The sequence below is a fragment of the Pseudarthrobacter sp. L1SW genome, from assembly GCF_020809045.1.
GTDB lineage: Bacteria > Actinomycetota > Actinomycetes > Actinomycetales > Micrococcaceae > Arthrobacter.
In genome coordinates this window covers 1,199,639-1,223,405 of sequence record NZ_CP078079.1, presented here as the reverse complement: position 1 = coordinate 1,223,405, position 23,767 = coordinate 1,199,639, and the positions used below count along the sequence as shown (strand labels likewise).

The window sequence follows — 23,767 nt, the reverse complement described above, 5'->3', positions numbered from 1 at the left end:
GGAGCGTCCTAGTGCACCACAATGGGCTGGAAGCCCTCGGCACGGAGGGCGCTGAGCACCTGTTCCCCATGCTCGTGGCCCTTGGTTTCCAGGTTCACCGTGATGGACACGTCCCCCATGCTGATGGAGCCGCCCACCCGGGTGTGGTCCAGGCCGGTGACGTTGGCATCGTTCTCCGCGATGATCCTGGCGATGGTGGCCAGGGAACCGGGGCGGTCATCGAGCATCATGCGGACGGTCATGTAGCGCCCGGCCGCGGAAAGGCCCCGCTGGATGACCTTGAGCATAAGCATGGGGTCGATGTTGCCGCCGGAAAGGACCACCACCGTGGTTCCCGGGTTCTCGATCTTGCCGTCCATCAGCGCTGCCACGCCAACCGCACCGGCCGGCTCCACCACCATCTTGGCCCGCTCCAGCAGGAAGATCAGCGCACGCGCCAGGGAGTCTTCGCTGACCGTCACCACATCATCCACAAGTTCACGGATGATGCTGAAGGGCAGCTGCCCGGGCCGGCCGACGGCGATGCCGTCAGCCATGGTGGAGACCTTCTTCAGGGGCACCAGGGCATCGGCGGCGAGGGACGGAGGATAGGCGGCGGCATTTTCGGCCTGCACCCCGATGATGCGGATGTTCCGCCCCAGTTCCTTGGCCCTGGCCTTGATGGCGACGGCGACCCCGGCCAGGAGCCCGCCGCCGCCGACGCCCATGAGGATGGTGTCCACGGTGGGAACCTGCTCGAGGATTTCCAGGCCGAGTGTGCCCTGGCCCGCGACGACGTCCACGTTGTCGAAGGGGTGGACAAAAACGGTTCCCGTCTCGTTGCTGTAGCGCTGGGCCTCCGCGAGCGCCTCATCCACGTTGTGGCCGTGCAGGATTACTTCGGCGCCGTGGCTGCGGGTGGCGGCCAGCTTGGGCAGCGCTACGCCGAGCGGCATGTAGATGCGGGCCTTGATGCCCAGGCTCTTGGCCGCAACGGCTACTCCCTGGGCGTGGTTGCCTGCCGAAGCGGCCACCACTCCGCGCTTCTTTTCCTCGGGGGAAAGCCTTGCCATGCGCACGTACGCGCCGCGGACCTTGAACGATCCGGCCCGCTGGAGGTTTTCGCACTTGAAGTAGACATCCCCGCCAACCATGGCCCCAAGGGCGCGGGATGATTCCACCGGTGTCCGCGCAATAATCCCGTCGAGCAGCTTCTGCGCCTCCAGGACATCGTCCAGCGTGACGGGAAGGGTTTCAAGGATGTTCACGGACTATTCTCCTCTGGATTCGGCCCCGGCGCCCCCATCCGCAGCGGGAGGGGCATCAGGTTGTTCTGCTGTTGTGCCGGCGGCGGCGCCCTTGCCGCGTTTGAGTGCTGCGGGCGGCTGGACATCCCGGATGGTGTTGTCCACTCCGGCGCCCGCCGTCAAAGGCTCTCCGGTCAATGCCGGCACTTGTTCATGTTCCCACGTTCTGGCGGCGATGTAGCGAATGGCAGTGTTTGCGACGGCGAGGATGGGCACCGAGAAGAGGGCGCCCGGGATGCCGGCAAGGTAGGACCCCGCGGCCACCGAAAGGATTACCGCCACCGGGTGCAGGGCGACGGCCTTGCCCATGACGAGCGGCTGGAGGATGTGGCTTTCCAGCTGCTGGACGAGCAGCACGATGCCGAGCATGATCAGGGCATTGATGGGGCCGTTCGCCACCAGGGCAAGGAGGACTGCGATTGCGCCGGTCACCAGGGCGCCCACGATCGGGATGAAGGAACCGATGAAGACGAGCACGCTCAAGGGAAGCGCCAGGGGGACGCCGATGATCGCGGCGCCCACGCCGATGCCCACAGCGTCAACGAACGCAACAAACATCTGGATCCGTGCGTAGCTGACCATTGATGCCCAGCCCTTGCGCCCGGCCCCGAACGTTGCCGCCCTGGCCTTCCTGGGGAGCAAACGGACCAGGAACGCCCAGATCCGGTCCCCCTCCAACAGGAAGAAAATCAGGATGAACAGCGCCAGGATGAGGCCGGCGGCAAAGTGCCCCGCCGTACTCCCGAAGGACAGGGCCCCGCTGACAATGCTGCTGGTGTTGCTTTGCAGGGCGGCGGTGGCCTCCTTCAGGTACTGGTCCATCTGGTCCGCCGTGACATGGAGCGGCCCGTCAGCCAGCCAGTCCTGGATCTGCTTGACGCCGGTGAGCGCCTCGGACCAGAGTTCGCCGAACCCCGCGACCAACTGCCTGCCCACCAACGCCAGGGACCCTGCGATCAGGCCGATGAAGCCCAGCACGGTGATGGCAACAGCCAGCCCGGACGGCAGCCGCTGTTTCTTGAGCCATCCCACCACCGGACTCAGGAGTCCCGCCAGCAGGGCAGCCACCATCACCGGGATGATCAGGAAGCTGATCCTGCTCAGCAGCCAGACCAGCGCACCTCCCACCAGGAGGATCAGGCCCACTCGCCAGGCCCAGGACGCCGCGATCCGCACGCCGTAGGGTATGTCCCGGTCCAGTTCACGGTCCGCAAGGACCCTCAGGGGCTGGTTCGTGGCAGGCAGTTGCCGGCCTGGCGAAGGGCTGGGGGAGGTAGCGGCATCCTCTGCTGGCGTCATAGCCTAATACTTCCCCAGCCGCGGCCTATTCGGAAACCGCTACCCTTCTCTGCCCGGAGTGTAGTCAATCCCCCACTCGATGGTGAAGGATTCACCGGGGTCCAGCCAGCGCAGGCCATCACCGGAGTTGAAGGCGTTGGCCGGCCCGGTCATCGGTTCAACGGCCACCGCCCGGCTGCGTCCCGGGTACTCCGTGCTGACGAAGACGTGGACATACTGGCATGCTTCGTCCTGCCAAAGGCTCACCTGCCGGCCGTCCGTTGCCGCGAGCGTGTGGCGCGCTTTCCCCGCTTCGAAGTGCAAGCCCGTCAACGCCACGTCCACCGCGAGCGCCGCGATGTTCAACCCCGCCCGAAAGTCTGTATCCCCCTGCACCGGTGCGGTGCTGCGCGGAATGAGGCGTTCGTCGGCAACCAGGCGCGTGCCGGCAGCAACGGTCAGCACCAGCTCCTCGACGGGCGTATCGCCGAGCCGCAGATAAGGATGGGCGCCCAGGACGAAGGGCGCGGGCTCCTTGGCATCATTGAGCAGGGTTTGGCGGACCACCAGCCCCAGGTCCTCCCCGAGCTGGTACTGCACGCGGTGCCGCACCAGGAAGGGGTACCCGTGCTGCGGAAAGATGGTGGCCTCCAAGGTGACGGAGTGCTCCGACTCGTCCACAAGGGCATAGGCCGAATTGCGCAGCAGTCCGTGGCTGGCGTTATTCCTGGCCACCTCGGTGATGTCCAGCTGCTGCTTTTTCCCGTTCAGGAACCACTTGCCGTCCTCGACGCGGTTGGCCCAAGGAGCCAGGGTGATGCCTGCGGCGCCCGGTGCGATCTGGTCGTCGCCGTAAGTCTCGGTCAGGAGCGTTCCTCCCCTGGTGAAAGACCGCAGGCCGGCGGCAAGCTCGGTGACCACGGCCAGGGCATCGCCCCGGCGGAGCTCATACTGCCTGCCGGTGGCACAGCCCCGCAGGGCGGGCGCGCTGTTGGATTCATGGGGAGAACTGGAAGTCATGGGCAACACCGTACCCCGGCCGGACCCCTGCCGGCAGCACCCGCTGATGTTAGATTTTGTTGTTAACTATTCTTTTTTGAGCGAACGTGTCACACTTTCTTGCATGACAGCTATCACGAGCACCAGGCTCTCCGACGGCAGGGAGCTCATTTATTTCGACGACGCCGCGACTCCCAAGCCGCGCTCCGCCGAATTCACCACGGACCACCGGGGACTCCCCCCGCGGGGAGAACCGGGCGAGATCCGCTACGACGCGCTGGCGGACGAATGGGTTGCCGTCGCGGCGCACCGGCAGACCCGCACCCACCTCCCGCCTGCGGACCAGTGCCCTATCTGCCCCACCACCCCCAGCAACCCTTCTGAAATTCCGGCCTCAGACTACGACGTTGTGGTGTTTGAAAACCGCTTCCCTTCGCTGGGCCCTGCGCTGGGACCGATACCGGACGAGCCATCCTGGGGTACCAAGGGGCCGGCGTACGGGCGCTGTGAGGTAGTGGCGTTCACCCCCTCACACACCGGATCCTTCAGCGAACTGGGCGAGGAGCGGTCCCGCACCGTCATCGAAGCCTGGGCGCAGCGCACGGAGGCCCTGAGCGCGCTGCCCGGAATCAAACAGGTCTTCCCATTCGAAAACCGCGGCGCGGACATCGGCGTAACACTCCACCACCCCCACGGCCAGATCTACGCCTACCCGTACATCACCCCGCGCGCAGGCGTCCTCGGGGCCGCGGCACGAAGGTTCTACGATGCGAAGGGCGGCACCGCCACCCTCACCGGCTCCCTGCTGCGTTCCGAGCGGGAGGACGGCAGCAGGATGGTCCTGGAAGGGGAGAATTTCAGCGCGTATGTCCCCTTCGCCGCCCGGTGGCCGCTCGAAATCCACCTGGTGCCCCACCGCCAGGTCCCGGACCTGGCTACGCTGAGCGGTGAGGAGAAGGACGAACTCGCTTCCGTCTACCTCGACCTCCTCCGGCGGGTGGACGGCCTCTACCCCACGCCCACCCCGTACATTTCCGCCTGGCACCAGGCTCCCCTGGATCCGGTGCTGCGGCCCGCCGGCTACCTCCACCTCCAGCTGACCTCCCCCCGGCGGGCGGCCGATAAGCTGAAGTACCTGGCAGGATCGGAGGCGGCCATGGGCGCCTTCATCAATGACACCACCCCGGAAAGCGTGGCCGAGCGTCTCCGCGCGGTGACCCTTCCGCCTTCCACGACCCCCGCTGTCCCGGCAGCTGCACCTGAAGGAGCCCACGCTTGAACTCCGCACCAGATCCCCTGACCGCGAGCGCACCTGCCGGGACCGAGGACCTGGCGGCACGGTTTTCGCGGGAGTTCGGCAGCGCTCCAGACGGAATCTGGCAGGCCCCGGGGCGGGTCAACCTTATCGGCGAGCACACAGACTACAACGAAGGCTTCGTCCTGCCCTTCGCCATCGACCGCACTGCCCGGGTGGCCATCAGGGTCCGCCCCGATTCCTCGGTGCGCCTTCTCTCCACCTACGGCGACCAGGGCCTGGTGAGCACCACGCTGGATTCGTTGGAGCCGGGCTCAGCCAAAGGATGGACCAAGTACCCCCTCGGCGTGATGTGGGCCCTGAAGGAACGTGGCGTCACGGTCCCGGGCGTTGACCTGCTGCTGGACTCAAACGTCCCCCTGGGTGCGGGGCTGTCCTCCTCCCACGCGATCGAATGTGCTGTCATCTCGGCGCTGAACGACCTGGCCGGGGCGGGACTGGAGGCCCAGGAAATGGTGCTGGCCACGCAGCGTGCCGAAAACGAATTTGTCGGCGCTCCCACGGGGATCATGGACCAGTCCGCCTCGCTCCGCGGGTCGGAGGGCCACGCAGTCTTCCTGGACTGCCGGGACCAGAACGTACGCCTGGTTCCCTTCGAGACGCGGCCGGCGGACCTGGTGATGCTCGTGATCGACACCAAGGTCTCGCACTCGCATGCCGACGGCGGTTACGCCTCCCGGCGCGCATCCTGCGAACTCGGCGCGGAGGTGCTGGGGGTCAAGGCGCTCCGTGACGTGCAGGTGGGCGACCTGGAGGAAGCCAGCGGCCTCCTGGATGAAGTCACGTTCCGCCGCGTACGCCACGTGGTCACGGAAAACGACCGCGTGCTCCAGACCGTGGAGCTCCTCGCAAACCAAGGGCCTGCCGCGATCGGTCCCCTGCTGGACGCCAGCCACGCGTCCATGCGGGACGACTTTGAGATCTCCTGCCCCGAACTGGACCTGGCAGTGGATGCATCCCGCGCCGGCGGCGCCATCGGTGCCCGGATGACCGGGGGCGGGTTTGGCGGAGCGGCCATCGCACTCACTCCCGTGGCACTGGAGCAAAGGGTGCGTGACGCCGTCGCCACGGCATTCGCGGATGCCGGCTATAAGGCGCCGGACATCTTCACGGTCTCACCCGCGGCCGGGGCCCGGCGCATCGCCTAGCACCTGCCGGAGTGCGGTTAACAGTTGAGGGCCCCACCGGATGGTGGGGCCCTCAACTGTTAGGAACGTACGACGGCGGCAGCCGCCTGGTGCGTTATTCGTCCCCGCGCAGGATGGCCAGCAGGCGGATGATTTCGACGTAGAGCCATACCAGCGTGACCGTCAGGCCGAATGCGGCCGTCCAGGAGAAGCGCTGGGGAGCGCCGCTGCGGACACCCTCCTCGATGCTGGTGAAGTCCATGACCAGTGAGAATGCCGCGAGGCCGATGGCCAGGATGCCGATAACGACGCCGATGATGCCGCTTCGCAGCCCGAAGGGTTCCGTGGTCAGGCCCGTCATCATCATGACGAGGTTCACCACGGAGAACAGTGCGTAACCAACCAAGGCGATCATGAAGAACTTCATGGCCTTTGGTGTGGCGCGTACCTTGCCGCTCTTGAAAAGGAGGAGCGTCACGGCGAAAACGGACAGCGTGCCGACGACAGCCTGGAGCCCCACTCCCGGGTACATGGTGTCCAGGACGCGGGTGAGCCCGCCCAGGAAGAGGCCTTCAAGGCCTGCGTAGGCAAGGATCAGCGCCGGTGACGGCTGCTTCTTGAAGGTGTTGACCAGCGCAAGGACGAACCCGCCGAGCGCACCGACGATCATCAGCATCGAGGCCAGCCCCAAACTGACAGTCAACGTGACAGCCGCACCCAGCACAACAAAGCCCAGGCAGGCAGCCGTCTTGACGATGACGTCGTCGAACGTCATCCTGCCGGTGTCCGCCGGACCCGCAGCAGGCTGGCTGTACATCTGCCGCAACTGCTCGTCAGTCATGGGCTGCTGTCCGTAGCCCTGCTGGCCGTAAGGGGCCTGGCCATACGGCTGCTGGCCATACGGCTGCTGGCCGTACGATGCCTGCCCGTACGGCTGCTGGCCGTAGGGCGCGTGTCCGTAAGGAGCCTGCGGGACAGGCGGTGCCTGGGTGGCTCCACGGAAGTTCTTTCCGTTGAAGATCGGGTTGCCGCCAAGTGCCATTACTGGATTCCTCCGTTGGGGATGTGTTGAAACCTTAAGGTTTACGGTACCAATTCTCACGTAATTGCACCTCTGAAAGTTCCCCGCCCCCACGCCGGCCACGGAGTTGTTATCCGATCGCTACAATCGGCGCCTGAACCGCGGCATACCGCGCACCGTCAGCGCTGTAGCATAAGCCAAGCAGGGTGACGGACCTCACACATGTGGCGGGGTGCCGGCACGGCACCATCCTATCCCTGTATCCGTTCGCAGCGGCTGCAATGGCGCAGCCGAGACCGCCCCCCAAGTGGAGGTTTTTCAATTTGAGAAGTACACCCCAAGGCCGGCCGGCCGGAGGACGCCGCGGGTTGCTGAGATTAATGGGAGCCATTAGCGCATCCATCCTGGCGATCCTTCTCGTGGCAGCACCGGCATCGCAGGCCACTTCCCCGTCTCCGACACCATCCCCGTCGAACCAGACATTCCAAAACAACATCAGTGGATTCCTCCGCGATGACACCCGCGCACCCCTGGCGGATGTGACCATCACGGCCAAGAAGGACGGCTTCACCGGTACGGCCAAGTCGTCCGCGAACGGAGCCTGGAACATCGGGGTGCCCGATCAGGGCACCTACACCGTTGAGCTGGACGAATCGACCCTTCCCGAGGGGATCAAGCTGGCTGAAGGCCAGGAAAACCCCCGCCAGGTCACCTTCAGCCAGACCTCGAACCTGTCGGTCATCTTCGCCTTCGGCAAGGGCATCGTGGTGCAGCAACAGGACTTCGGCCAAAACCTGCTCAACCGCCTCGTGGCCGGCCTGAGCTTCGGCCTTCTCCTTGCCCTCGCCTCGGTGGGTCTTTCCCTGATTTTCGGTACCACCGGCCTGACCAACTTCGCCCACGGCGAGATGGTCACGTTGGGTGCAGTGCTCGTGTTTGCCTTCAATGCCGTCGGCCTTCCCTTCTGGCTGGCGATCATCCTGTCCCTCCTGGGCGGCGGCCTGTTCGGATATGCCCAGGACAGGGGGCTGTGGCGGCCACTGCGCCGGCGCGGCACCGGCCTGGTGCCCATGATGATCGTCAGCATCGGCCTTGCCCTCGCTGTCCGGTACGTCATCCAGTTCTACTTCGGCGGCGCCACCCAGCAACTGCCGTTCGCGCAGAGCCCCGAAATCCAGCTGGGGCCAGTATCCATCTCGCCCAACAATCTCTGGTCCCTCGGAATCAGTGCGGTGGTGATCGCCCTGATCGGCATCGTGCTGCTGAAGACCAGGCTTGGCAAGGCAACCCGTGCAGTAGCCGACAACCCCGCCCTTGCAGCCGCCTCAGGCATCGACGTCGACTCCGTCATCCGGATCGTCTGGATCACGGGCGGCATGCTGGCCTCCCTGGGCGGGATCCTGTGGGCCTACTACCGTCCAGGCGTCACCTTCGACATGGGCTCGGCCATCCTCCTGCTGATCTTCGCCGGCGTCACCCTCGGCGGCCTCGGTACGGTCTTTGGCGCCCTGATCGGTTCCGTCATCGTAGGCATCTTCGTGGAGCTGACCACCGTGTTCGGCCTCGCTGCGGACCTTAAGTACGTAGGTGCCCTGTTCATCATGATCGTTGTCCTATTGTTCCGGCCGCAGGGAATCCTGGGCCGGCGCGAGCGCGTGGGTTAGGAGACAGCCATGGACTTTGGATTCATTCTTGCCAGCGCTGCCGGTGAAATTTTCAGCCCGACGACGGCGGCTTACGCCCTTGCTGCGCTCGGCCTCGCCGTACACTTCGGTTACTCCGGCCTGCTGAACTTCGGCCAGGCCGGCTTCATGGCGGTGGGAGCCTACGGCTTCGCAATCTCCACCCTCACCTTCGGCGTCCCCTTCTTTGTGGGACTGCTGATCGCCATCATTGCCTCGGCGATTTTTGCCCTGCTTCTCGGTATTCCCACCCTGCGGCTCCGGGCAGACTACCTCGCCATCGTGACCATCGCAGCGGCGGAAATTGTCCGGTACATCGTCACCACCAACCAGCTCACCTCGGTGACTGGATCAGCCAACGGGCTGGCGGCCTTCGAAGGCGGGTTCTACGCCATGAACCCGTTCCCCGATGGCTCCTACTTCGGCATGAACAACCGTGACTTCTTCATCCGCGTGGTGGGCTGGGCACTGGTTGCCCTCTGCTGCACCCTGGTATGGCTGCTGATGCGCAGCCCGTGGGGACGCGTCCTCAAGGGCATCCGCGAGGACGAGAACGCTGTCCGTTCGCTGGGCAAGAACGTTTATGCCTACAAGATGCAGGCACTTATTATCGGTGGCGTCCTCGGCGCACTCGCCGGCATGGTCTTCACCCTCCCCCGCGGAGCGGTGCAGCCGGCCAACTACGGCACGGAGCTGACGTTCTTCCTCTATACGTGCCTCCTGCTGGGAGGCCTTGGCACCGTGCTCGGACCGGTCATCGGCGCCATGATCTTCTGGGTTGTCCTGTCCCTGACCCAGGGCATCCTCTACGGCCTGATCGAGTCGGGGGCCATCACGTGGCTGAATACGGTCCAGGCCGGGCAGCTGCGCTACATCCTGGTTGGCGTCGCCCTGATGCTGCTGATGATCTTCAGGCCCCAGGGCGTCTTTGGAAACAAGAAGGAGCTGGCGTTCGCATGAGCATGCACAGCGAAGAACCCGCAGCCGCCAGTGAGGCTGGCGTGGACTACATGACCGACACCCGGCCCATCGCGGCGGGTGAAGCAGCACCCGGCTGCAAGAAGCGTGATCCTATCGTCGTGGCGGAGAACGTGACGCGCAGTTTCGGCGGTATCAACGCCGTGGATGTCGAGTACCTCGAAATCCCCCGCCACAAGATCACGGCGCTGATCGGACCCAACGGCGCAGGCAAAACCACCCTCTTCAACCTGCTCACCGGCTTTGATACGCCGAACACCGGCAAGTGGCAGTTCGAAGGCAAGAGCCTGGCCGGAGTGTCCCCCTACAAGGTGGCGCGGATGGGCATGGTGCGCACCTTCCAGCTCACCAAGGTCATGGGCAAGCTGACCGTCATGGAAAACATGCGCCTCGGCGCTGCCAACCAGCCCGGCGAACGGCTTTCCAAAGCGCTGTTCAAGGGCATGTGGGGCGGGCGGGAGAAACAGATCACCGACGAAGCCAACGTCCTGCTGGAGAAGTTCAAGCTCGACGCCAAAAAGGACGACTACGCGGCGTCACTCTCCGGCGGCCAGCGCAAGCTCCTGGAGATGGCCCGGTCCCTCATGGTGCGGCCCAAGCTGGTGATGCTTGACGAACCCATGGCAGGCGTGAACCCGGCCCTCACCCAGTCGCTGCTGGACCACATCAAGAACCTCAAAGCCGAAGGCATGACCGTCCTGTTTGTGGAACACGACATGCACATGGTCCGCCACATCGCCGACTGGGTGGTGGTCATGGCCGAGGGGAAGGTTGTTGCGGAAGGCCCGCCCGGTGAAGTGATGAAGAACCCCGCAGTCATCGACGCCTACCTGGGCGCACACCACGACGTCGACCTCGGTGACTCCGAAGGCCTCAAGGAGCTGGCAGCAGAACTTGTGGCGGACGAGGAATCGATCGTCGGAACCGAAAATGCGGGCATCATCTCGCTCGACGTTGTGGCCAAGGAAGCGGACGAGGACCGCCCGGACGGGCCCCACGGCCGCCACGGCAGCACGGACACAGGCAACACAGGGAAGGACAGCCAATGAGCAGCACCAGCGCGGCACCGGCCGCACAGCCCGTGAGTGACAGCGGGTCCGTCGTCAAGGTCACCGACCTTGTTGCGGGCTACCTGCCGGGAGTGAACATCCTCAACGGCTGCAGCATCGAGGCCCGCAAAGGCGAACTGATTGGCATCATCGGCCCTAACGGTGCCGGCAAGTCCACCCTCCTGAAGGCCATGTTCGGCCTGGTGAAGATCCATTCGGGCACGGTGGTGGTCCGCGGCCAGGACATCACCGGGCTGAAGGCGAACAAGCTTGTCAGCCGGGGCGTGGGCTTCGTCCCGCAAACCAACAACGTGTTCGCCACGCTGACCATCGAGGAAAATCTTCAGATGGGCATGTTCCAGCGGCCCAAGGATTTCGCCGAACGGTTCGACTTCGTGGCCGGCCTCTTCCCGGAACTTGCCAAGCGGCGCTCGCAGCGTGCCGGCTCGCTCTCCGGCGGCGAACGCCAGATGGTGGCCATGGGCCGCGCCCTGATGATGGATCCTGCCGTGCTGCTGCTTGATGAGCCGTCCGCAGGCCTCTCCCCCGTCAAGCAGGACGAGACCTTCCTGCGCGTCCACGAGATCAACCGCGCAGGCGTCTCGGTGATCATGGTGGAACAGAACGCCCGGCGCTGCCTGCAGATCTGCGACCGCGCCTACGTCCTGGACCAGGGCCGGGACGCCTACACCGGCACCGGCCGCGAGCTCATGAAGGATCCGAAGGTGATCCAGCTCTACCTCGGAACCCTGGCGGACACCGTCGAGTAATTCCCACCGCCACACAAAGGAGCCCCCGTCCAACAGGACGGGGGCTCCTTTGTGTGTCAGGAACGGCTGTTAGAGCTTGCCGAACTCTTCCTTGACTGCCTTGTACTTGTTGTCATCCTGGTACTCGTAGATGCCGATGTAGGCTTCCGTCGGGTCTCCGGCGTCCGAGAAGGTCACAGGACCGGACTGGCCGTCGTAGTCAGCGTCCTTGCCCTCCCTGATCAACGTGACGCAGGCGGCGTAGGACGTGCACTTCTCGCCGCCCTCGGAGACTTCCTTGAGCTTGGCCGCAATATCCACGCCCTTGGTGCTCTTCGCCGACTCGGCTGCCAGCGAGATGAGGTTCACGGCGTCATAGGACTCGCCCGCGTAGCTGTAGTCCTTGAGTGCCGGATCGACGGCCAGCAGCTTCTTCTTGAAGTTCTCCTGGGCGAACGTGCCCGGGATGGTGCCCCGCGCCCCCTTGAGGGTGCCCGGCTGGAAGTCCTTGCTGTAGTCGGACGTGTTGCCGTCCACCAGGAACATCTGCGTGGGCTTGACGCCCTTGCCCGTCATCAGCGGGACGATGCTCTTGGCCTGGTCAAAGGTGATCAGGGCAATGGCATCGGGCTTTGCCGCGATGACCTTGTCCACCTGGCTGCTGAACTGCGTGTCACCCTCGTTGAAGAGTTCCTCCGCCACAACCTGTCCGCCTGCCGCTTCAAAGGCCGACTTGATGTTCTTGGCCAGCCCGGTGCCGTACGCGTCGTTCAGGACGATCATGCCCACAGTCTGCGCGCCGCAGGTGGCCATGTAGTTGCCAAGCACCTTGCCCTGGAGAACGTCGGACGGCGCTGTACGCCAGTACAGGCCCTTGTCATCCCAGGTCGTGAAGTCCGGTGAGGTGTTGGCCGGTGAGAACTGGATAACGCCCGCGCCGGTGATCTGGTTGATGACCGTCTTGGATACGCCCGAGGATGCTGCACCGATAATGGCGCTGACGCCCTGGCCCAGCAACGCGGACGTGGACTGCGTGGCGATGTCCGTCTTGGTGTCACCGGAATCGCGGTGGATCACTTCGACCGGCTTGCCCAGGACGCCGCCAGCCTTGTTGACTTCCTCGATGCCGAGGTTGACGCCGGCGATTTCGGGCGGGCCAAGGAAGGCCAGCGAGCCGGTGGTGGGAAGGAGCGAGCCGATCCGCAGCGGAGATTCAGTAGTGCCGGTTGACGGCGGCACGGAAGGGGTCTCGGCAGGCTGGCTGGCGGCCGCGCCTCCGCCGCCCTCAACTGCCGGACACGCGATTCCAGCTGCAGATCCGGTGGCGGAAGATTCGGTTGCCGTAGGTGTGGACGAACCGCCGCATGCCGTTGCCATGAAGGCAACGCCGATGCCAAGCGCTGTCAGCTTGGCAACGCGGGTTCCCGCCTGGGGGAATAAAGTCATTTACGAGCTCCTCGATCTAAAGGTGCGAACGGCCTTTGACACGAAAAAACCAGGTGTTCCTGATTTAGTTTTCAAGCTAATGCATATACACAGGGAAGATAAGTGACTGAGGTCACATCCTTATAACAGTAGTTGCATATGTGGAATTAAACGCCGGAAGCCGTCCGCTGCGTGCGGACGGCTTCCGTTCCCCGGGCCCTGGACCTGCTCTTGTACCCCAGGTGGGACTCGAACCCACAACACGCGGATTTTAAGTCCGCTGCCTCTGCCAATTGGGCTACTGGGGCGCCCGGTCAATGGTATCCCGTCAAACGAGCGAGAACGGTGCTGCGTACCGGAAGGTGCCGTGGATTCCGCCGGGCCAGAGTGCCAGCGGCAGCAGCTGGAAGTGGCCTCCCCACGATTCCTCGGGCGGCAGGACCCCCAGCGAGCTGGCGGGGACAAACCCAAACCGGGAGTAATACGCGGGGCTGCCCAGGAGGGCGATGCCGCTCTCCCCCGCAGCGTTCGCCCGGCCGATGGTCTCCTTCATGAGCGCCGAACCAATCCCGTGCCGCTGGAGCCGCGGCGTGACCGCAAGGGGGCCCAGCCCCAGAAGCGGGTGCTCGCCCACCCAGCCCCGGGTGCTGATAACGTGGCCCACCACCTCACCGTCCTGGACCGCCACCACACTGAACTCGGGCAAGTACTCCTCGGACTCGAAGAGCCCGCGCAGCACCCGTACTTCCACCGGCTCGCCCTCCACGGGCAACCCCGTCACCGGCGAGACGGCAAAGGCATCGGCGGTGAGGGCCAGGATAGCGTCCCGGTCCGACGGTGTTTCGCCCCGCAGCACCAGCTCCGGCGGTGTCTGCGTCGGAGCCTGCCGGCTTTGCGCGGAAAGCCCGGCAAGGACCTCCAGGGCACGGGGAGCATCCGCGACCGGCACCAGCAGGTGGTCATGGTGGAAGCCGGCCAGGACGTTGCAGCTGATCCTGGCTTCGGTCAGCGCCTTGCTCACAGCGGCGGTGAGGCCCACCGCCTCCAGTGCGGAATGCACCTCGAGGGTGATCCACGCCCCCACGAAGTCGTAGGACAGGCCTTCCTTGTCCGCTACCGCCCGGGGCAGCACCACCGTGAGGCCTTCCGCTTCGCGGACTGCCGCCTCGATACCCTCCACCAGTGCCCTGCCGTAGGGCCACAGCACGTACACGTACTCGCCGTCGCGCTGTACCGGGTGCAACCCGGCCAGCAGTGCCTCGAGGTTCTTTTCGCCCGTCATGGTGCCAGTCTAGGAGTCCGGCCGCGCCGTTGGCGGGAAGTGCCGGCACGCCGGACGCATCCTGCCGGCCACACGCAAACGGCGGCTGCCCCCTCGAAGGGGACAGCCGCCGTCGGACGCTACTGAGCAGGGCGCGGCGCAGGCATTACTTGGCCTTGGCAGCAACCGCTTCCTTGGCGTCGGCAGCGGCTGGTGCCGCTGCCGAGGAACCGGACCCGGTGGACACCGGTGCGGGCTCCGGAGCGGGTGCAGGAGCAGCCGCCGGCCTGGGTGCCGGGGTGGCTGCTGCCACGAAGGCGCCGCGCGGGTTGTCCAGGTCCAGCAGCTGCGTGGTGTCGCGGCCTGCGAAGAAGGCGAGGATCCAGTTGAGGATCACACGGAACTTGCGCTCGAACGTGGGCATGGCCAGGCCGTGGTAGCCGCGGTGCGCAAGCCAGGCGAGTCCGCCCTTGAGGCCGATGCTGCCAACCAAGTTGATGTTGGCAACGCCCTTCCACTCGCCGAAGCCGGCTACGGCGCCCAGGTTCTTGTGCTTGTAGTCCTTGAGCGGCTTGTCCCAGCGGGAGGCCCACAGGTTCTTGGCGAGGCGCTTGGCCTGGCGGAGGGCGTGCTGGGCGTTGGGGACGCAGGTGCCGTCCGGGAGGCCCTTGCCGGTGAGGTCCGGAACGGCGGCGACGTCGCCGGCAGCCCAGGCGTTGTCGATAATGCCTTCGTCACCGGCGATGCGCAGGTCCGGGAGGACGCGGACGCGGCCGCGGGGCTCAAGCGGGAAGTCGGTGGAGCGGACCATGGGGTTGGCCTGCACGCCGGCGGTCCACACGAGGGTGTCCGCTTCGAATTCCTGGGCAGGAGTCTTGTCCGGCAGGTTGATGAGCTTGAGGGCGCCTTCAGCGCTGTCCAGCGAGGTGTTCAGGAGCACCTCGATGCCGCGGCTGCGGAGGTGCTCCACAACCCATTCGGCCTGCTTGGCGGTGACCTCGGGCATGATCCGGCCCATGGCTTCAACCAGGACGAAGCGGACTTCCTCCTGCTTGATGCGCGGGTTGTTCCGGACGGCGGCCCGGGCGAGGTCCTCCATCTCGGTGATGCACTCGATGCCGGCGAAGCCGCCGCCCACCACCACGAAGGTGAGGGCCTTGGCGCGGGCAGCGGGATCGGTCATGGTGGACGCCAGTTCGATGCGCTCCAGGACCTTGTTGCGGAGGGCGACAGCTTCCTCGATGGTCTTCAGGCCGATGCCCTTGTCCGCGAGTCCCTTGATGGGGAACGTGCGGGTGATGGCACCTGCGGCCAGGACGACATCGAAGTACGGAACCTCGAATGGTGCCCCGCCGTCGGCGGGAGCCACCACGGCGGTCCGGTTCTCGTGGTCGATCGAGGTGACGCGGCCCTGGATCAGTTCGGTCTGCTGGAGGTGCTTGCGGTGGGAGACCACAGCGTGGCGGGCCTCGATGTTGCCGCCGGCTACCTCGGGGAGGAAGGGCTGGTAGGTCATGTAGGGCAGTGGATCCACGAGGGTGACGATGCCACCGGCATTCGCGATCTTCTTCTGCAGTTTGAGTGCTACGTACAGGCCGACGTACCCGCCGCCGACGACGAGTACCCTGGGACGGTCCTGGAGCTCTGGGGTGGTTGCCATGGGTTTAAGAATACAGCAGTTTGTGAAAATCTTCACTAACTGGGAGTTCGGCCCGTAATCTGGGTTTTGCCCTTGGGTTCCACCATCTCCACAACGCCGGTTTCCGCTTCCTCACGGAGCAGGGCCGGGTTCCTGGCCGCCCGGCGCAGCTGGACCGCGGCGGCCGCGATGATGGCCACGAACAGCAGGGCAAAACCAATCACGACGGCGGCGCCGATGGCACTGTCACGCTTCGACGGCGCCTCAGCTGCGGGCACGGTGGGTTCGGGCAGCGTAGGAACTGCACTGGGGACGTCGGTGGTGGGCAGCGGCGCGGGAGAAGCCAGGTTTCCCCTGCGGTGGACGCGGATCCATTCCGCGATGGACCCAAGCGGGTTGCCAGTGACTTCCGGAACGTTCTCCTTCAGCGCAGCCTCCGCGTTCAGCACGCCGAAGCCGTACAGCGGATCCTTGCCCGGAGCCCCGGCATCCTTGGCTGTTGACACAATCCGGTTGATCACCTGCTCGGCGCTCATGGCGGGCCACTTGGAGCGGATCAGTGCCGCCACGCCGGAAACGATGGGGGCACTGCCGGAGGTTCCCGCCCATTCGGCGTAACCGCCGCCCGGAAGGCCGCCCAGCAGGTTCTCCGCGGGCGCGGCCACGCCAATACTGATGCCCTGGGAGGACGCGTCGACACTGGCCACGCCCTTGCGGTCCAGGCCGGCCACCGTGAGGACGCCGGGGATGGTGGCCGGAGCCCCCACCTGGATGTTGCCGCCCACCCGGTTCCCGGCGGCCGCAACGATGACCACGTCCTTCTGCTCGGCGTAAAGGAACGCCGCATCCCAGCTTTGCGGCCACTGGGGAGTGGTGCTGCCGAGCGAGATGTTGATGACCTTTGCCCCGTTGTCCACCGCCCAGCGGACTGCCTCCGGGATCTGGTCCTGGTCGCTCTTCCCCGAGGGGTTGGTGGAGCCCAGCCAGGTGGAGACGGACAGGAGCTCAGCTTCGGGGGCCACTCCTACGATTCCCTCCGGGGGCAGGCCGGCGGGGCCCGGCGTCGGACTGGGGCTGGCGCTGGCCGGCTGGTGGCCGCGCCCGGCAAGCATGGTGGCCACCAGGGTGCCGTGTTCCGGCTTGACGCCCACGCTCTTCTGTCCGTCCGGCTGGCCCGAGCCGGAGGCGTCGTAGCCGCCGGTCACTGCGCCCTTCAAGTCCGGGTGCTGCGCGTCAATGCCGCTGTCGATGATGGCCACCTTCACCCCGGCGCCCTTGGAAACTTCCCAAGCCTTGGTAATGCCCGATTCAGGCAGCCAGTACTGCTTGTCCCGCCACTCATCCGCGTGCGCCGCAGGGGCCGCGAGAAGGCCGGTAAACAGGCAGCAGGCAGCCAGGATCAGGGCCAGCACCGCAGCTGCGGCACGGCGGAAGGGGGATGTTGCCGGTGGAATGAAGTGCCGCATCCGCTCAGCCGATGCTCAGGGCAATGCCGTCGAGGATGTCGTGCTCACTGGCGGTAGCCGTGGCGACGCGGCCGCCGGTCAGCTCCCCCAGCTGTTCGAGGATGCGCCGCCACACAAGCCCGCCGGCTCCGATCACGTCAACCCGCCCCGGGTGCATGTAGGGCAGCGCGGCCCGCTCCGACCTCGTCATTTGCAGGAGGCCGGTGGAGGCCTCCCGGACGGTTTCCAGGGGCAGTTCAGTGCCGTGGATTGCATCAGGCGAGTACTCGGCCAGTCCCAGCGCGTGCGCGGTGATGGTGGTGATGGATCCGGCCACGCCGACGACGGCGGTGGCACGTTCCAGCGGCACGTCGCGGCGGGCGCGGGCGATGGCTGCGTCCACGTCCGCTTCAGCGTCCGCTATCTGTTGGGGAGTGGGGGGATCGTCCTGGAGGTGCCGTTCCGTGAGGCGGACGCAACCGATGTCCACGGACTTCGCGGCGGTGACTCCCGCAGCGGTGCCCAGGACGAACTCGGTGCTGCCGCCGCCCAGGTCCACCACCAGCACTTCGTGTCCGTCCAGGATGGGCAGCACGCTGCTGGCACCGGCGAAGGACAGTGCGGCTTCCTCGTCGCCGGAGATTACCTCCGGTTCCACGCCAAGCAGGTCGCGGATACCGTCCACGAAGACCTGCCGGTTGCGTGCGTCGCGGCTGGCTGAGGTAGCAACAAACCGGACCTTGGCGGCGCCATGTTCGCGGATCAGCGCAGCATAGTCAGCTGTTGCCGCAAAAGTGCGCTCCAGCGCCTCCGGTGCCAGCTCGCCCGTTGCGTCCACTCCCTGGCCCAGCCGCACCACGCGCATTTCCCGCCATACGTCCTTGAGCGACGCGGTGCCGTTGGTCCGTTCAACGTCGGCAATCAGGAGGCGGATGGAATTGGTGCCGCAGTCGATGGCCGCCACGCGTGTCACTCCGCGGCTCCTGCCGTGTTGGCGGATTTCCGCACGGGGGCCGGCCGGCCCACAATGTCCGGCAGGCCCTGCGGCCCGTGGCGGCTCAGGTCCCTCGAAGGTGCCTCACCCGTGGTGTCCCAGGCGCCGTCGCAGTAGCACCTGTCCGCCGTCCACCATTCACTGATGGCGGCCAGCGCCTGGTCCCCGAGCGGGTTGATGCCGGGCCCCGCGGCCAGGGAGTGCCCCACCAGGACGTGCAGGCATTTGACGCGCGTGGGCATGCCTCCGGCGGAGATTCCGTCGATCTCGGGGACAGCGCCGATGCCGGACCGCTCCCCGATCGCGTTGCGGGCCGCGAGGTAATCTTCGTGGGCGGCGCGGTAGGCTGCGGACAGCTCTTCATCGCCGGCAAGCTGGTCGTTCATCTCATTCATGACGCCTGCGGCCTCGAGCCGCGACACCGCCGAGGTGATGACCGGGTGCGTGAGGTAGAAGGTGGTGGGAAACGGGGTCCCGTTGCTGAGCCGGGGAGCCGTGGCGGCCACGAGCGGATTGCCGCAGATGCAGCGGGCAGGAATCTCCACCACATCACGGACCGGCCGCCCCAACTGGCGGCTCAGGACTTCAAGGTCGTGCGCTGATGGTTGGCGGGATTCGTCCCGGGCGGCTGCCGTGTTGTGTTCCACTGTGGCGGGCCGTCCTTCCTTTTGCGGTTCAGTCTGTAGCCGCGCGCGTGATGGACTCCCACAGGGAATCCACCCACGGCAGATCGGCGGGGTCTTGTGCTGCTGCGCCGGCCTGGCTGCTGGTTTCTCCGGCCGGCAGATCGCTGCCGAAGACCCAGTAGCCGGTTTCTCCCGGCATAACCATGTTAATGCGGTCCCGGGCCTGCTGCTTCACGTAGTTGGGGTCCTGCCAGCGGGAGACCTGCTGGCGCAGGATGTCGCCTTCCGCCTGGCGGGCAGCGATATCGGCGTTCAGCGCGTCGATCTCGGCCTTTTTGTCGAAGAAGATCTTGACCGTGGGCGCCAGCATGATGGTGATGGCAATCATCACCACGGCAAGGGCGAGCATCCGGCCGGAGAAGGCCTTGGCCGGTACCGGCTGCTGGTCTTCGTCGTCTGCGGGACCAGCCGGGCCTGCCTTGTCGGCGGTGGCGCTGCTCCCCTTGCGGCTTGCCTGTTCGGTTCCCTTGCGGGAAGCCTGTTCCCGGCGTCCGGCTGGGGGATTGGCCGGTTGTGCGCTGCCAGGCTGTGGGCCCGCAGCCCCGCCGGCCTTGATGTCCTTGCCCGGGCCGAAGTCCGCGCGGATGACGTCCGCGCCCCCGGAAGCTTCCTTTGTGGAACGTGATGGGGCGACCTTGGGAACTTTGGGACGGCGGGTAGCCATGACACTCCTGAAACGCGCAGCCTGCCGGGGCCGCCACTATCTGGGCTGGAACAAGTGCTGCCGAAACAGCAACGGTGGCTATGGTCTTTCAACCATAGCCACCGTTGTTTGCTTTACGCGGCTACTAGCCCTTGAAACGCGGGAAGGCGCTGCGGCCGGCGTAGCGGGCGGCGTCGTCGAGTTCCTCTTCGATGCGCAGCAGCTGGTTGTACTTGGCCACGCGCTCGGAGCGGGCCGGGGCGCCGGTCTTGATCTGGCCGGCGTTGGTGGCCACCGAGATGTCGGCGATGGTGGTGTCCTCGGTTTCGCCGGAGCGGTGCGAGGTGATGGTGGTGTAGCCGGCGCGCTGGGCCAGGCTGACGGCGTCCAGCGTTTCGGTCAGGGAGCCGATCTGGTTGACCTTCACCAGCAGCGAGTTGGCGGTCTTGGTGTCGATGCCGCGCTGCAGGATGGACGGGTTCGTGACGAAGAGGTCGTCGCCCACCAGCTGGACCTTGTCGCCGATGGAATCGGTGAGGGTCTTCCAGCCGTCCCAGTCGTTCTCGTCCAGCGGGTCCTCAATGGAGACCAGCGGGTAGTCCGCCACAAGCTCGGCGTAGTAGGCGCTCATTTCGGCGGACGTCAGGGCCTTGCCTTCGAACTGGTAGGCGCCGTCGGTGAAGAACTCGGAGGAGGCAACGTCCAGGGCCAGTGCAATGTCCTTGCCCGGGGTGTAGCCGGCGTTCTTGATGGCTTCCTGGATCAGATCCAGGGCCGCACGGTTGGACGGCAGGTTCGGCGCGAAGCCGCCTTCGTCGCCCAGGCCGGTGGCGAGGCCCTTTTCCTTCAGGACGGACTTGAGCGCGTGGTAGACCTCAACGCCCCAGCGCAGGCCCTCGGAGAAGGTCTCGGCACCCAGCGGGACAACCATGAATTCCTGGATGTCGACGTCGGAATCCGCGTGGGAGCCGCCGTTGAGGATGTTCATGAGCGGCACGGGCAGGACGTGCGCGTTCGGTCCGCCGAGGTACTTGTAGAGGGGCAGGTCCGCGGAGGCGGCGGCTGCGTTGGCGACGGCCAGGGAAACACCCAGGATGGCGTTGGCGCCCAGCTTGCCCTTGTTCGGGGTGCCGTCCAGGTCCAGCATGGCCTGGTCGATACTGCGCTGGTCGGTGGCGTCGAAGCCGGTCAGGGCCGGAGCGATCTGGTCGATGATCGCGTCAACAGCCTTCTGGACGCCCTTGCCGAGGTAACGGCCCTTGTCGCCGTCGCGCAGTTCAACAGCCTCGTGCTCGCCGGTGGAAGCACCGGAGGGAACTGCGGCGCGGCCGATCTGGCCGTCGGAGAGCAGGACCTCAACTTCTACGGTCGGGTTGCCGCGGGAATCGAGGATTTCGCGGGCGTGGATGGCATCGATAAGCGCCATGAATTTGCTCCTTATGGGCGATTAACGGGGGGATCTTGCAGAAAGACTCGACGTACTCGTCACAGACCAGCGTAGTCGAGAGTGGTGCGGGTTACGGAAAACTATCCAGCCCCCGGACGTCATGATGGCGCGGCTACCCCTGGTGGTTGCGCCGGGGCCACGCGCTGCTGGTAACGCCGGACCGCGCCCCGGAGGGCGCGCTCGGCATCGAATCCGCCTGCGTGGGCGGAATTTACGACGGCAAGCAGCATCTCGCCGAGTTCTTCTTCCGTTTCGGGAATGGGAGCGGTGGGCGGCAAGGCTGCCCCGGCCCTGGCCGCGCGGTCGATCGACTTTTGCGCCCGGGCCAGCGCGGGGAGCGCCTGGGGAATGCCCTCGAACGGATCCCGCCGCTCCGGACGCTCCGCCCGCTTCACGGCATCCCACTTCTGCACGATCTCCCGCACCGTGGCGGGAAAGGTGTCCTGCAGCGAGCCGTCAGGGCGGAACACGTGCGGGTTGCGCCGGACCATCTTGGCACCCAGGCCGCGTGCGACGTCGTCGAACGTGAAGGCGCCGCGTTCCTCGGCGAGCCGGGCGTGCAGCACCACCTGGAGCAGGACGTCGCCCAGCTCGCCCTGGAGCTCGGCATCGGAGTCCTTCTCCCCGGGCACGCCGGCCTCGATGGTCTCTGCCACCTCGAACGCTTCTTCCAGCAGGTATTCCACCAGGGAAGCATGGGTCAGGGCACCCATCCAGGGGCAGTGCTCGCGAAGTTGCGCTATGACCGTCACCAGTCTCTCCGCGGGTGTTTCAGCCAAGGTTCGCGTAGGTGTCGTTGATGTACTCCACCAGCGCTTCCTTCTCCTCGAGCGGCAGGAAGGCAGCTTCCGCTGCGTTGAGGGTCAGCTCCAGCAGGTCATCGAGGTCGTAGTCGAAGGTTTCCACCAGCAGTTCAAACTCGTCCGTCAGGGTGACGCCGCTCATCAGCCGGTTGTCGGTGTTGATGGTGACGTTGAAGCCCAGCTGGTAGAGCATGTCCAGGGGGTGGCTTTCGATGCCCTCGCCGAATCCGGCGATCGCACCCGTCTGGAGGTTGGAGGAGGGGCAGATTTCCAGGGCGATGCCGCGGTCGCGGATCCAGCTGGAGAGGTCGCCCAGGGTGACCAGGCCGATCGTCTCCTCTGCGTCGTCGTCGAACTCCACCATGATGTCCTCGGCAAGCCGGACGCCGTGGCCGAGTCGCAGGGCGCGGCCGTCCACCAGGGCGGACTGGATGCTTTCCAGCCCTGCTGCCTCGCCGGCGTGCACGGTGGCCGGGAAGTTCTGCTGCGCCAGGTAGGTGAAGGCGTCCCGGAAGCGGGAGGGCAGGAAGCCGTCCTCGGCTCCGGCGATGTCGAAGCCGACGGCGCCCTTGTTGCGGTGGCGGACGGCGAGCTCGGCGATTTCCTGGCCGCGGTCTGCGTGGCGCATTGCGGTGATGAGCTGGCCCACCTGGATCTCGCGTCCGCTCTCCCCTACGGCTTCGACGCCTGCTTCAAGCCCTTCCTGCACCGCCTCCACGGCCTGGTCCAGCGTGAGGCCCTTCTGGAGGTGCTGCTCAGGGGCCCACCGCACTTCTCCGTACACCACGCCGTCGTCGGCGAGGTCCTCTACGAACTCCTTGGCCACCCGGTACAGGCCTTCGTGGGTCTGCATGACGGCCACCGTGTGGTCAAACGTTTCGAGGTAGCGGACCAGCGAACCGGAGTTTGCGGACTCCCGGAACCATTCGCCCAGCGCCACGGGATCGGTGGAAGGAAGCGTGTGGCCAACGGCTTCGGCCAGCTCGATGATGGTGGCCGGACGCAGTCCTCCGTCCAGGTGGTCGTGGAGGGAGACCTTGGGCAGGTTCTTCAGGTCGAAATCGATGGCAGGGGCAGCGTCAACAATGGGCTCAGTCACGTTCCCACCTTAGGGTGGGCAGGAGTTCAAAGCCAGCCGCTAATTCGCGGCAGGTTTGCCGTCCCGGGCCGCGGGAGCGAGGATGGCGGAGCTGCCGTTGGCCGGGTCCCGGGCGCCGGAAGGACCGCCGTCAAGCCACTCATCAACCTCTTCGGCGTCGTTCCGGGCCAGGTGCTTGTGCCACCAGCGCAGGACGTGGTCAATGACGATTCCGAGCACGATGGCGAACACCACTGCTATGCCCGCGCTGAGCAGCGGGTTGTGGTGGAGCCAGGGGAAGGAACTGGCCAGCAGGCCGATGCCGATCGAGTAGCCCACCCAGGTGATGCAGGCGAAGGCGTCCAGCAGGAAGAAACGGCGGTGGGCGAAGCCCGTACTCCCGGCAACGTAGTTGACGGCCACCCGGCCCCACGGGATGTAGCGGGCGGTAAAAATCAGCACGGCGCCGCGTTTTTCCAGCTCGTAGCGGGCCCAGCCGAAGGCCTTCTGGACCTTGGGGCGGCGCATCCACTTCCACCGGTCAAGGCCGATCCGCCGGCCGAGCATAAACGCCATGTTGTCCCCGGCGATGGCCCCCACCAGGGCCGTCAGGCCAAGGATCCAAAGATTGGGTTCACCGCTGTGCCGGGAAAAGGCCGCCAGCGCCACGATCAGGGTCTCGCTGGGGACCACCATCGCGAAGCCGTCAACGAAAAAGAACACGAGCAGTATGGGGTAAATCCACCACTGACCAGCTGCATGGAGCACGGCCTCATTAATAAACTCCACGCGGGTCTTGCTCCTATGCAAAATGGCGTAGCCGTAGGTGACGCAGCCAAAGGCGGAAATCGTTACTTAGTGT

Annotated in this window: 21 protein-coding genes and 1 tRNA gene; 6 read left to right on the top strand and 16 right to left on the bottom strand. The window is 65.8% G+C overall.

All coding sequences use genetic code 11. The features are described 5' to 3' along the window. Positions 1–8 precede the first annotated feature (8 nt). Genes ilvA through KTR40_RS05700 form a run of 3 tightly spaced genes read right to left on the bottom strand, consistent with a single transcriptional unit; the run spans position 9 to position 3,584 of the window. Positions 9–1,247 carry a threonine ammonia-lyase gene (ilvA, locus tag KTR40_RS05710; protein WP_228405567.1) on the bottom strand — a complete coding sequence of 413 codons (1,239 nt, stop codon included), beginning with the start codon at positions 1,245–1,247 and terminating at the stop codon, positions 9–11. A 3-nt stretch (positions 1,248–1,250) separates the two neighbouring features. Next, positions 1,251–2,585: an AI-2E family transporter gene (locus KTR40_RS05705; RefSeq protein ID WP_171058948.1), complete on the bottom strand. Its 1,335-nt coding sequence runs from the start codon at positions 2,583–2,585 to the stop codon at positions 1,251–1,253. A 39-nt stretch (positions 2,586–2,624) separates the two neighbouring features. Then, positions 2,625–3,584, bottom strand: coding sequence for an aldose 1-epimerase family protein (locus KTR40_RS05700; RefSeq protein ID WP_228405566.1), 960 nt, complete (start codon positions 3,582–3,584; stop codon positions 2,625–2,627). A gap of 103 nt (positions 3,585–3,687) precedes the next feature. Between KTR40_RS05700 and galT the strand changes: the two genes are divergently transcribed. Together galT and galK are read left to right on the top strand one after the other, a co-directional pair. Beyond that, positions 3,688–4,842, top strand: coding sequence for a galactose-1-phosphate uridylyltransferase (galT, locus tag KTR40_RS05695; protein ID WP_228405565.1), 1,155 nt, complete (start codon positions 3,688–3,690; stop codon positions 4,840–4,842). Further along, entirely contained in the window at positions 4,839–6,026 is a 1,188-nt protein-coding gene (gene galK / locus KTR40_RS05690; protein ID WP_228405564.1) for a galactokinase, read from the top strand. The genes galT and galK overlap by 4 nt, the downstream gene beginning before the upstream one ends. A 94-nt stretch (positions 6,027–6,120) precedes the next feature. Here galK and KTR40_RS05685 read toward each other — a convergent pair whose 3' ends face one another. After that, positions 6,121–7,047, bottom strand: a complete 927-nt coding sequence (locus tag KTR40_RS05685; protein WP_228405563.1) for a Bax inhibitor-1/YccA family protein — start codon at positions 7,045–7,047, stop codon at positions 6,121–6,123. A 359-nt stretch (positions 7,048–7,406) separates the two neighbouring features. Between KTR40_RS05685 and KTR40_RS05680 the strand changes: the two genes are divergently transcribed. From KTR40_RS05680 to KTR40_RS05665, 4 genes are read left to right on the top strand one after another with little or no spacing between them, the layout of a single operon-like run. After that, positions 7,407–8,690, top strand: coding sequence for a branched-chain amino acid ABC transporter permease (locus tag KTR40_RS05680; protein WP_139028503.1), 1,284 nt, complete (start codon positions 7,407–7,409; stop codon positions 8,688–8,690). Positions 8,691–8,699: 9 nt separating this feature from the next. Then, on the top strand, positions 8,700–9,668 hold the full coding sequence (locus KTR40_RS05675; protein WP_139028502.1) for a branched-chain amino acid ABC transporter permease: 969 nt from the start codon (positions 8,700–8,702) through the stop codon (positions 9,666–9,668). After that, on the top strand, positions 9,665–10,735 hold the full coding sequence (locus KTR40_RS05670; protein WP_139028501.1) for an ABC transporter ATP-binding protein: 1,071 nt from the start codon (positions 9,665–9,667) through the stop codon (positions 10,733–10,735). The genes KTR40_RS05675 and KTR40_RS05670 overlap by 4 nt, the downstream gene beginning before the upstream one ends. Further along, positions 10,732–11,505 (top strand): ABC transporter ATP-binding protein, encoded by a 774-nt coding sequence (locus KTR40_RS05665; protein ID WP_139028500.1) that lies wholly within the window; start codon positions 10,732–10,734, stop codon positions 11,503–11,505. Before KTR40_RS05670 ends, KTR40_RS05665 begins: the two co-directional genes overlap by 4 nt. A 69-nt stretch (positions 11,506–11,574) precedes the next feature. Here KTR40_RS05665 and KTR40_RS05660 read toward each other — a convergent pair whose 3' ends face one another. The 12 genes from KTR40_RS05660 to KTR40_RS05605 all read right to left on the bottom strand — a co-directional run bounded on the left by KTR40_RS05660 (position 11,575) and on the right by KTR40_RS05605 (position 23,694). Next, a complete protein-coding gene (locus KTR40_RS05660; RefSeq protein ID WP_139028499.1) occupies positions 11,575–12,930 on the bottom strand; it encodes an ABC transporter substrate-binding protein in 1,356 nt (451 codons plus the stop codon). 213 nt (positions 12,931–13,143) lie between these two features. Continuing rightward, positions 13,144–13,217 (bottom strand) — tRNA-Leu (locus KTR40_RS05655). Positions 13,218–13,237: 20 nt separating this feature from the next. Beyond that, positions 13,238–14,191, bottom strand: a complete 954-nt coding sequence (locus KTR40_RS05650) for an N-acetyltransferase (RefSeq protein ID WP_139028498.1) — start codon at positions 14,189–14,191, stop codon at positions 13,238–13,240. Positions 14,192–14,336: 145 nt separating this feature from the next. Then, on the bottom strand, positions 14,337–15,830 hold the full coding sequence (locus KTR40_RS05645) for an NAD(P)/FAD-dependent oxidoreductase (RefSeq protein WP_139028497.1): 1,494 nt from the start codon (positions 15,828–15,830) through the stop codon (positions 14,337–14,339). A 35-nt stretch (positions 15,831–15,865) separates the two neighbouring features. Then, positions 15,866–17,275, bottom strand: coding sequence for a S8 family serine peptidase (locus KTR40_RS05640; RefSeq protein WP_139028496.1), 1,410 nt, complete (start codon positions 17,273–17,275; stop codon positions 15,866–15,868). A gap of 4 nt (positions 17,276–17,279) precedes the next feature. Further along, on the bottom strand, positions 17,280–18,227 hold the full coding sequence (locus KTR40_RS05635; RefSeq protein WP_228405562.1) for a Ppx/GppA phosphatase family protein: 948 nt from the start codon (positions 18,225–18,227) through the stop codon (positions 17,280–17,282). Beyond that, positions 18,224–18,895 (bottom strand): DUF501 domain-containing protein, encoded by a 672-nt coding sequence (locus tag KTR40_RS05630; protein ID WP_228405561.1) that lies wholly within the window; start codon positions 18,893–18,895, stop codon positions 18,224–18,226. Before KTR40_RS05630 ends, KTR40_RS05635 begins: the two co-directional genes overlap by 4 nt. Before the next feature lie 28 nt (positions 18,896–18,923). Next, on the bottom strand, positions 18,924–19,598 hold the full coding sequence (locus KTR40_RS05625) for a septum formation initiator family protein (protein ID WP_228405560.1): 675 nt from the start codon (positions 19,596–19,598) through the stop codon (positions 18,924–18,926). 124 nt (positions 19,599–19,722) lie between these two features. Continuing rightward, complete coding sequence (eno, locus tag KTR40_RS05620) at positions 19,723–21,003, bottom strand: phosphopyruvate hydratase (RefSeq protein ID WP_139028492.1); 1,281 nt, start codon at positions 21,001–21,003, stop codon at positions 19,723–19,725. 119 nt (positions 21,004–21,122) lie between these two features. Then, complete coding sequence (locus KTR40_RS05615) at positions 21,123–21,737, bottom strand: MazG nucleotide pyrophosphohydrolase domain-containing protein (RefSeq protein ID WP_139028780.1); 615 nt, start codon at positions 21,735–21,737, stop codon at positions 21,123–21,125. Positions 21,738–21,795: 58 nt separating this feature from the next. Next, the gene (locus KTR40_RS05610; RefSeq protein ID WP_228405559.1) at positions 21,796–22,926 is read right to left on the bottom strand and encodes an adenosine deaminase; all 1,131 of its coding nucleotides are present in this window, start codon (positions 22,924–22,926) and stop codon (positions 21,796–21,798) included. Positions 22,927–22,965: 39 nt separating this feature from the next. Continuing rightward, positions 22,966–23,694, bottom strand: coding sequence for a DedA family protein (locus tag KTR40_RS05605; protein WP_228405558.1), 729 nt, complete (start codon positions 23,692–23,694; stop codon positions 22,966–22,968). Between the last annotated feature and the right edge of the window lie 73 nt (positions 23,695–23,767).

Bases quoted from the DNA above. Each gene is read 5' to 3' on its own strand.
- KTR40_RS05675 (WP_139028502.1), top strand. From the start codon at position 8,700: ATGGACTTTGGATTCATTCTTGCCAGCGCTGCCGGTGAAATTTTCAGC.
- KTR40_RS05625 (WP_228405560.1), bottom strand. From the start codon at position 19,598: ATGGCTACCCGCCGTCCCAAAGTTCCCAAGGTCGCCCCATCACGTTCC.
- KTR40_RS05645 (WP_139028497.1), bottom strand. From the start codon at position 15,830: ATGGCAACCACCCCAGAGCTCCAGGACCGTCCCAGGGTACTCGTCGTC.
- KTR40_RS05650 (WP_139028498.1), bottom strand. From the start codon at position 14,191: ATGACGGGCGAAAAGAACCTCGAGGCACTGCTGGCCGGGTTGCACCCG.
- KTR40_RS05680 (WP_139028503.1), top strand. From the start codon at position 7,407: ATGGGAGCCATTAGCGCATCCATCCTGGCGATCCTTCTCGTGGCAGCA.
- KTR40_RS05640 (WP_139028496.1), bottom strand. From the start codon at position 17,275: ATGCGGCACTTCATTCCACCGGCAACATCCCCCTTCCGCCGTGCCGCA.
- KTR40_RS05615 (WP_139028780.1), bottom strand. From the start codon at position 21,737: ATGGGTGCCCTGACCCATGCTTCCCTGGTGGAATACCTGCTGGAAGAA.
- eno (WP_139028492.1), bottom strand. From the start codon at position 21,003: ATGGCGCTTATCGATGCCATCCACGCCCGCGAAATCCTCGATTCCCGC.
- galT (WP_228405565.1), top strand. From the start codon at position 3,688: ATGACAGCTATCACGAGCACCAGGCTCTCCGACGGCAGGGAGCTCATT.
- KTR40_RS05670 (WP_139028501.1), top strand. From the start codon at position 9,665: ATGAGCATGCACAGCGAAGAACCCGCAGCCGCCAGTGAGGCTGGCGTG.
- KTR40_RS05705 (WP_171058948.1), bottom strand. From the start codon at position 2,585: ATGACGCCAGCAGAGGATGCCGCTACCTCCCCCAGCCCTTCGCCAGGC.
- KTR40_RS05660 (WP_139028499.1), bottom strand. From the start codon at position 12,930: ATGACTTTATTCCCCCAGGCGGGAACCCGCGTTGCCAAGCTGACAGCG.
- KTR40_RS05685 (WP_228405563.1), bottom strand. From the start codon at position 7,047: ATGGCACTTGGCGGCAACCCGATCTTCAACGGAAAGAACTTCCGTGGA.
- KTR40_RS05700 (WP_228405566.1), bottom strand. From the start codon at position 3,584: ATGACTTCCAGTTCTCCCCATGAATCCAACAGCGCGCCCGCCCTGCGG.
- KTR40_RS05665 (WP_139028500.1), top strand. From the start codon at position 10,732: ATGAGCAGCACCAGCGCGGCACCGGCCGCACAGCCCGTGAGTGACAGC.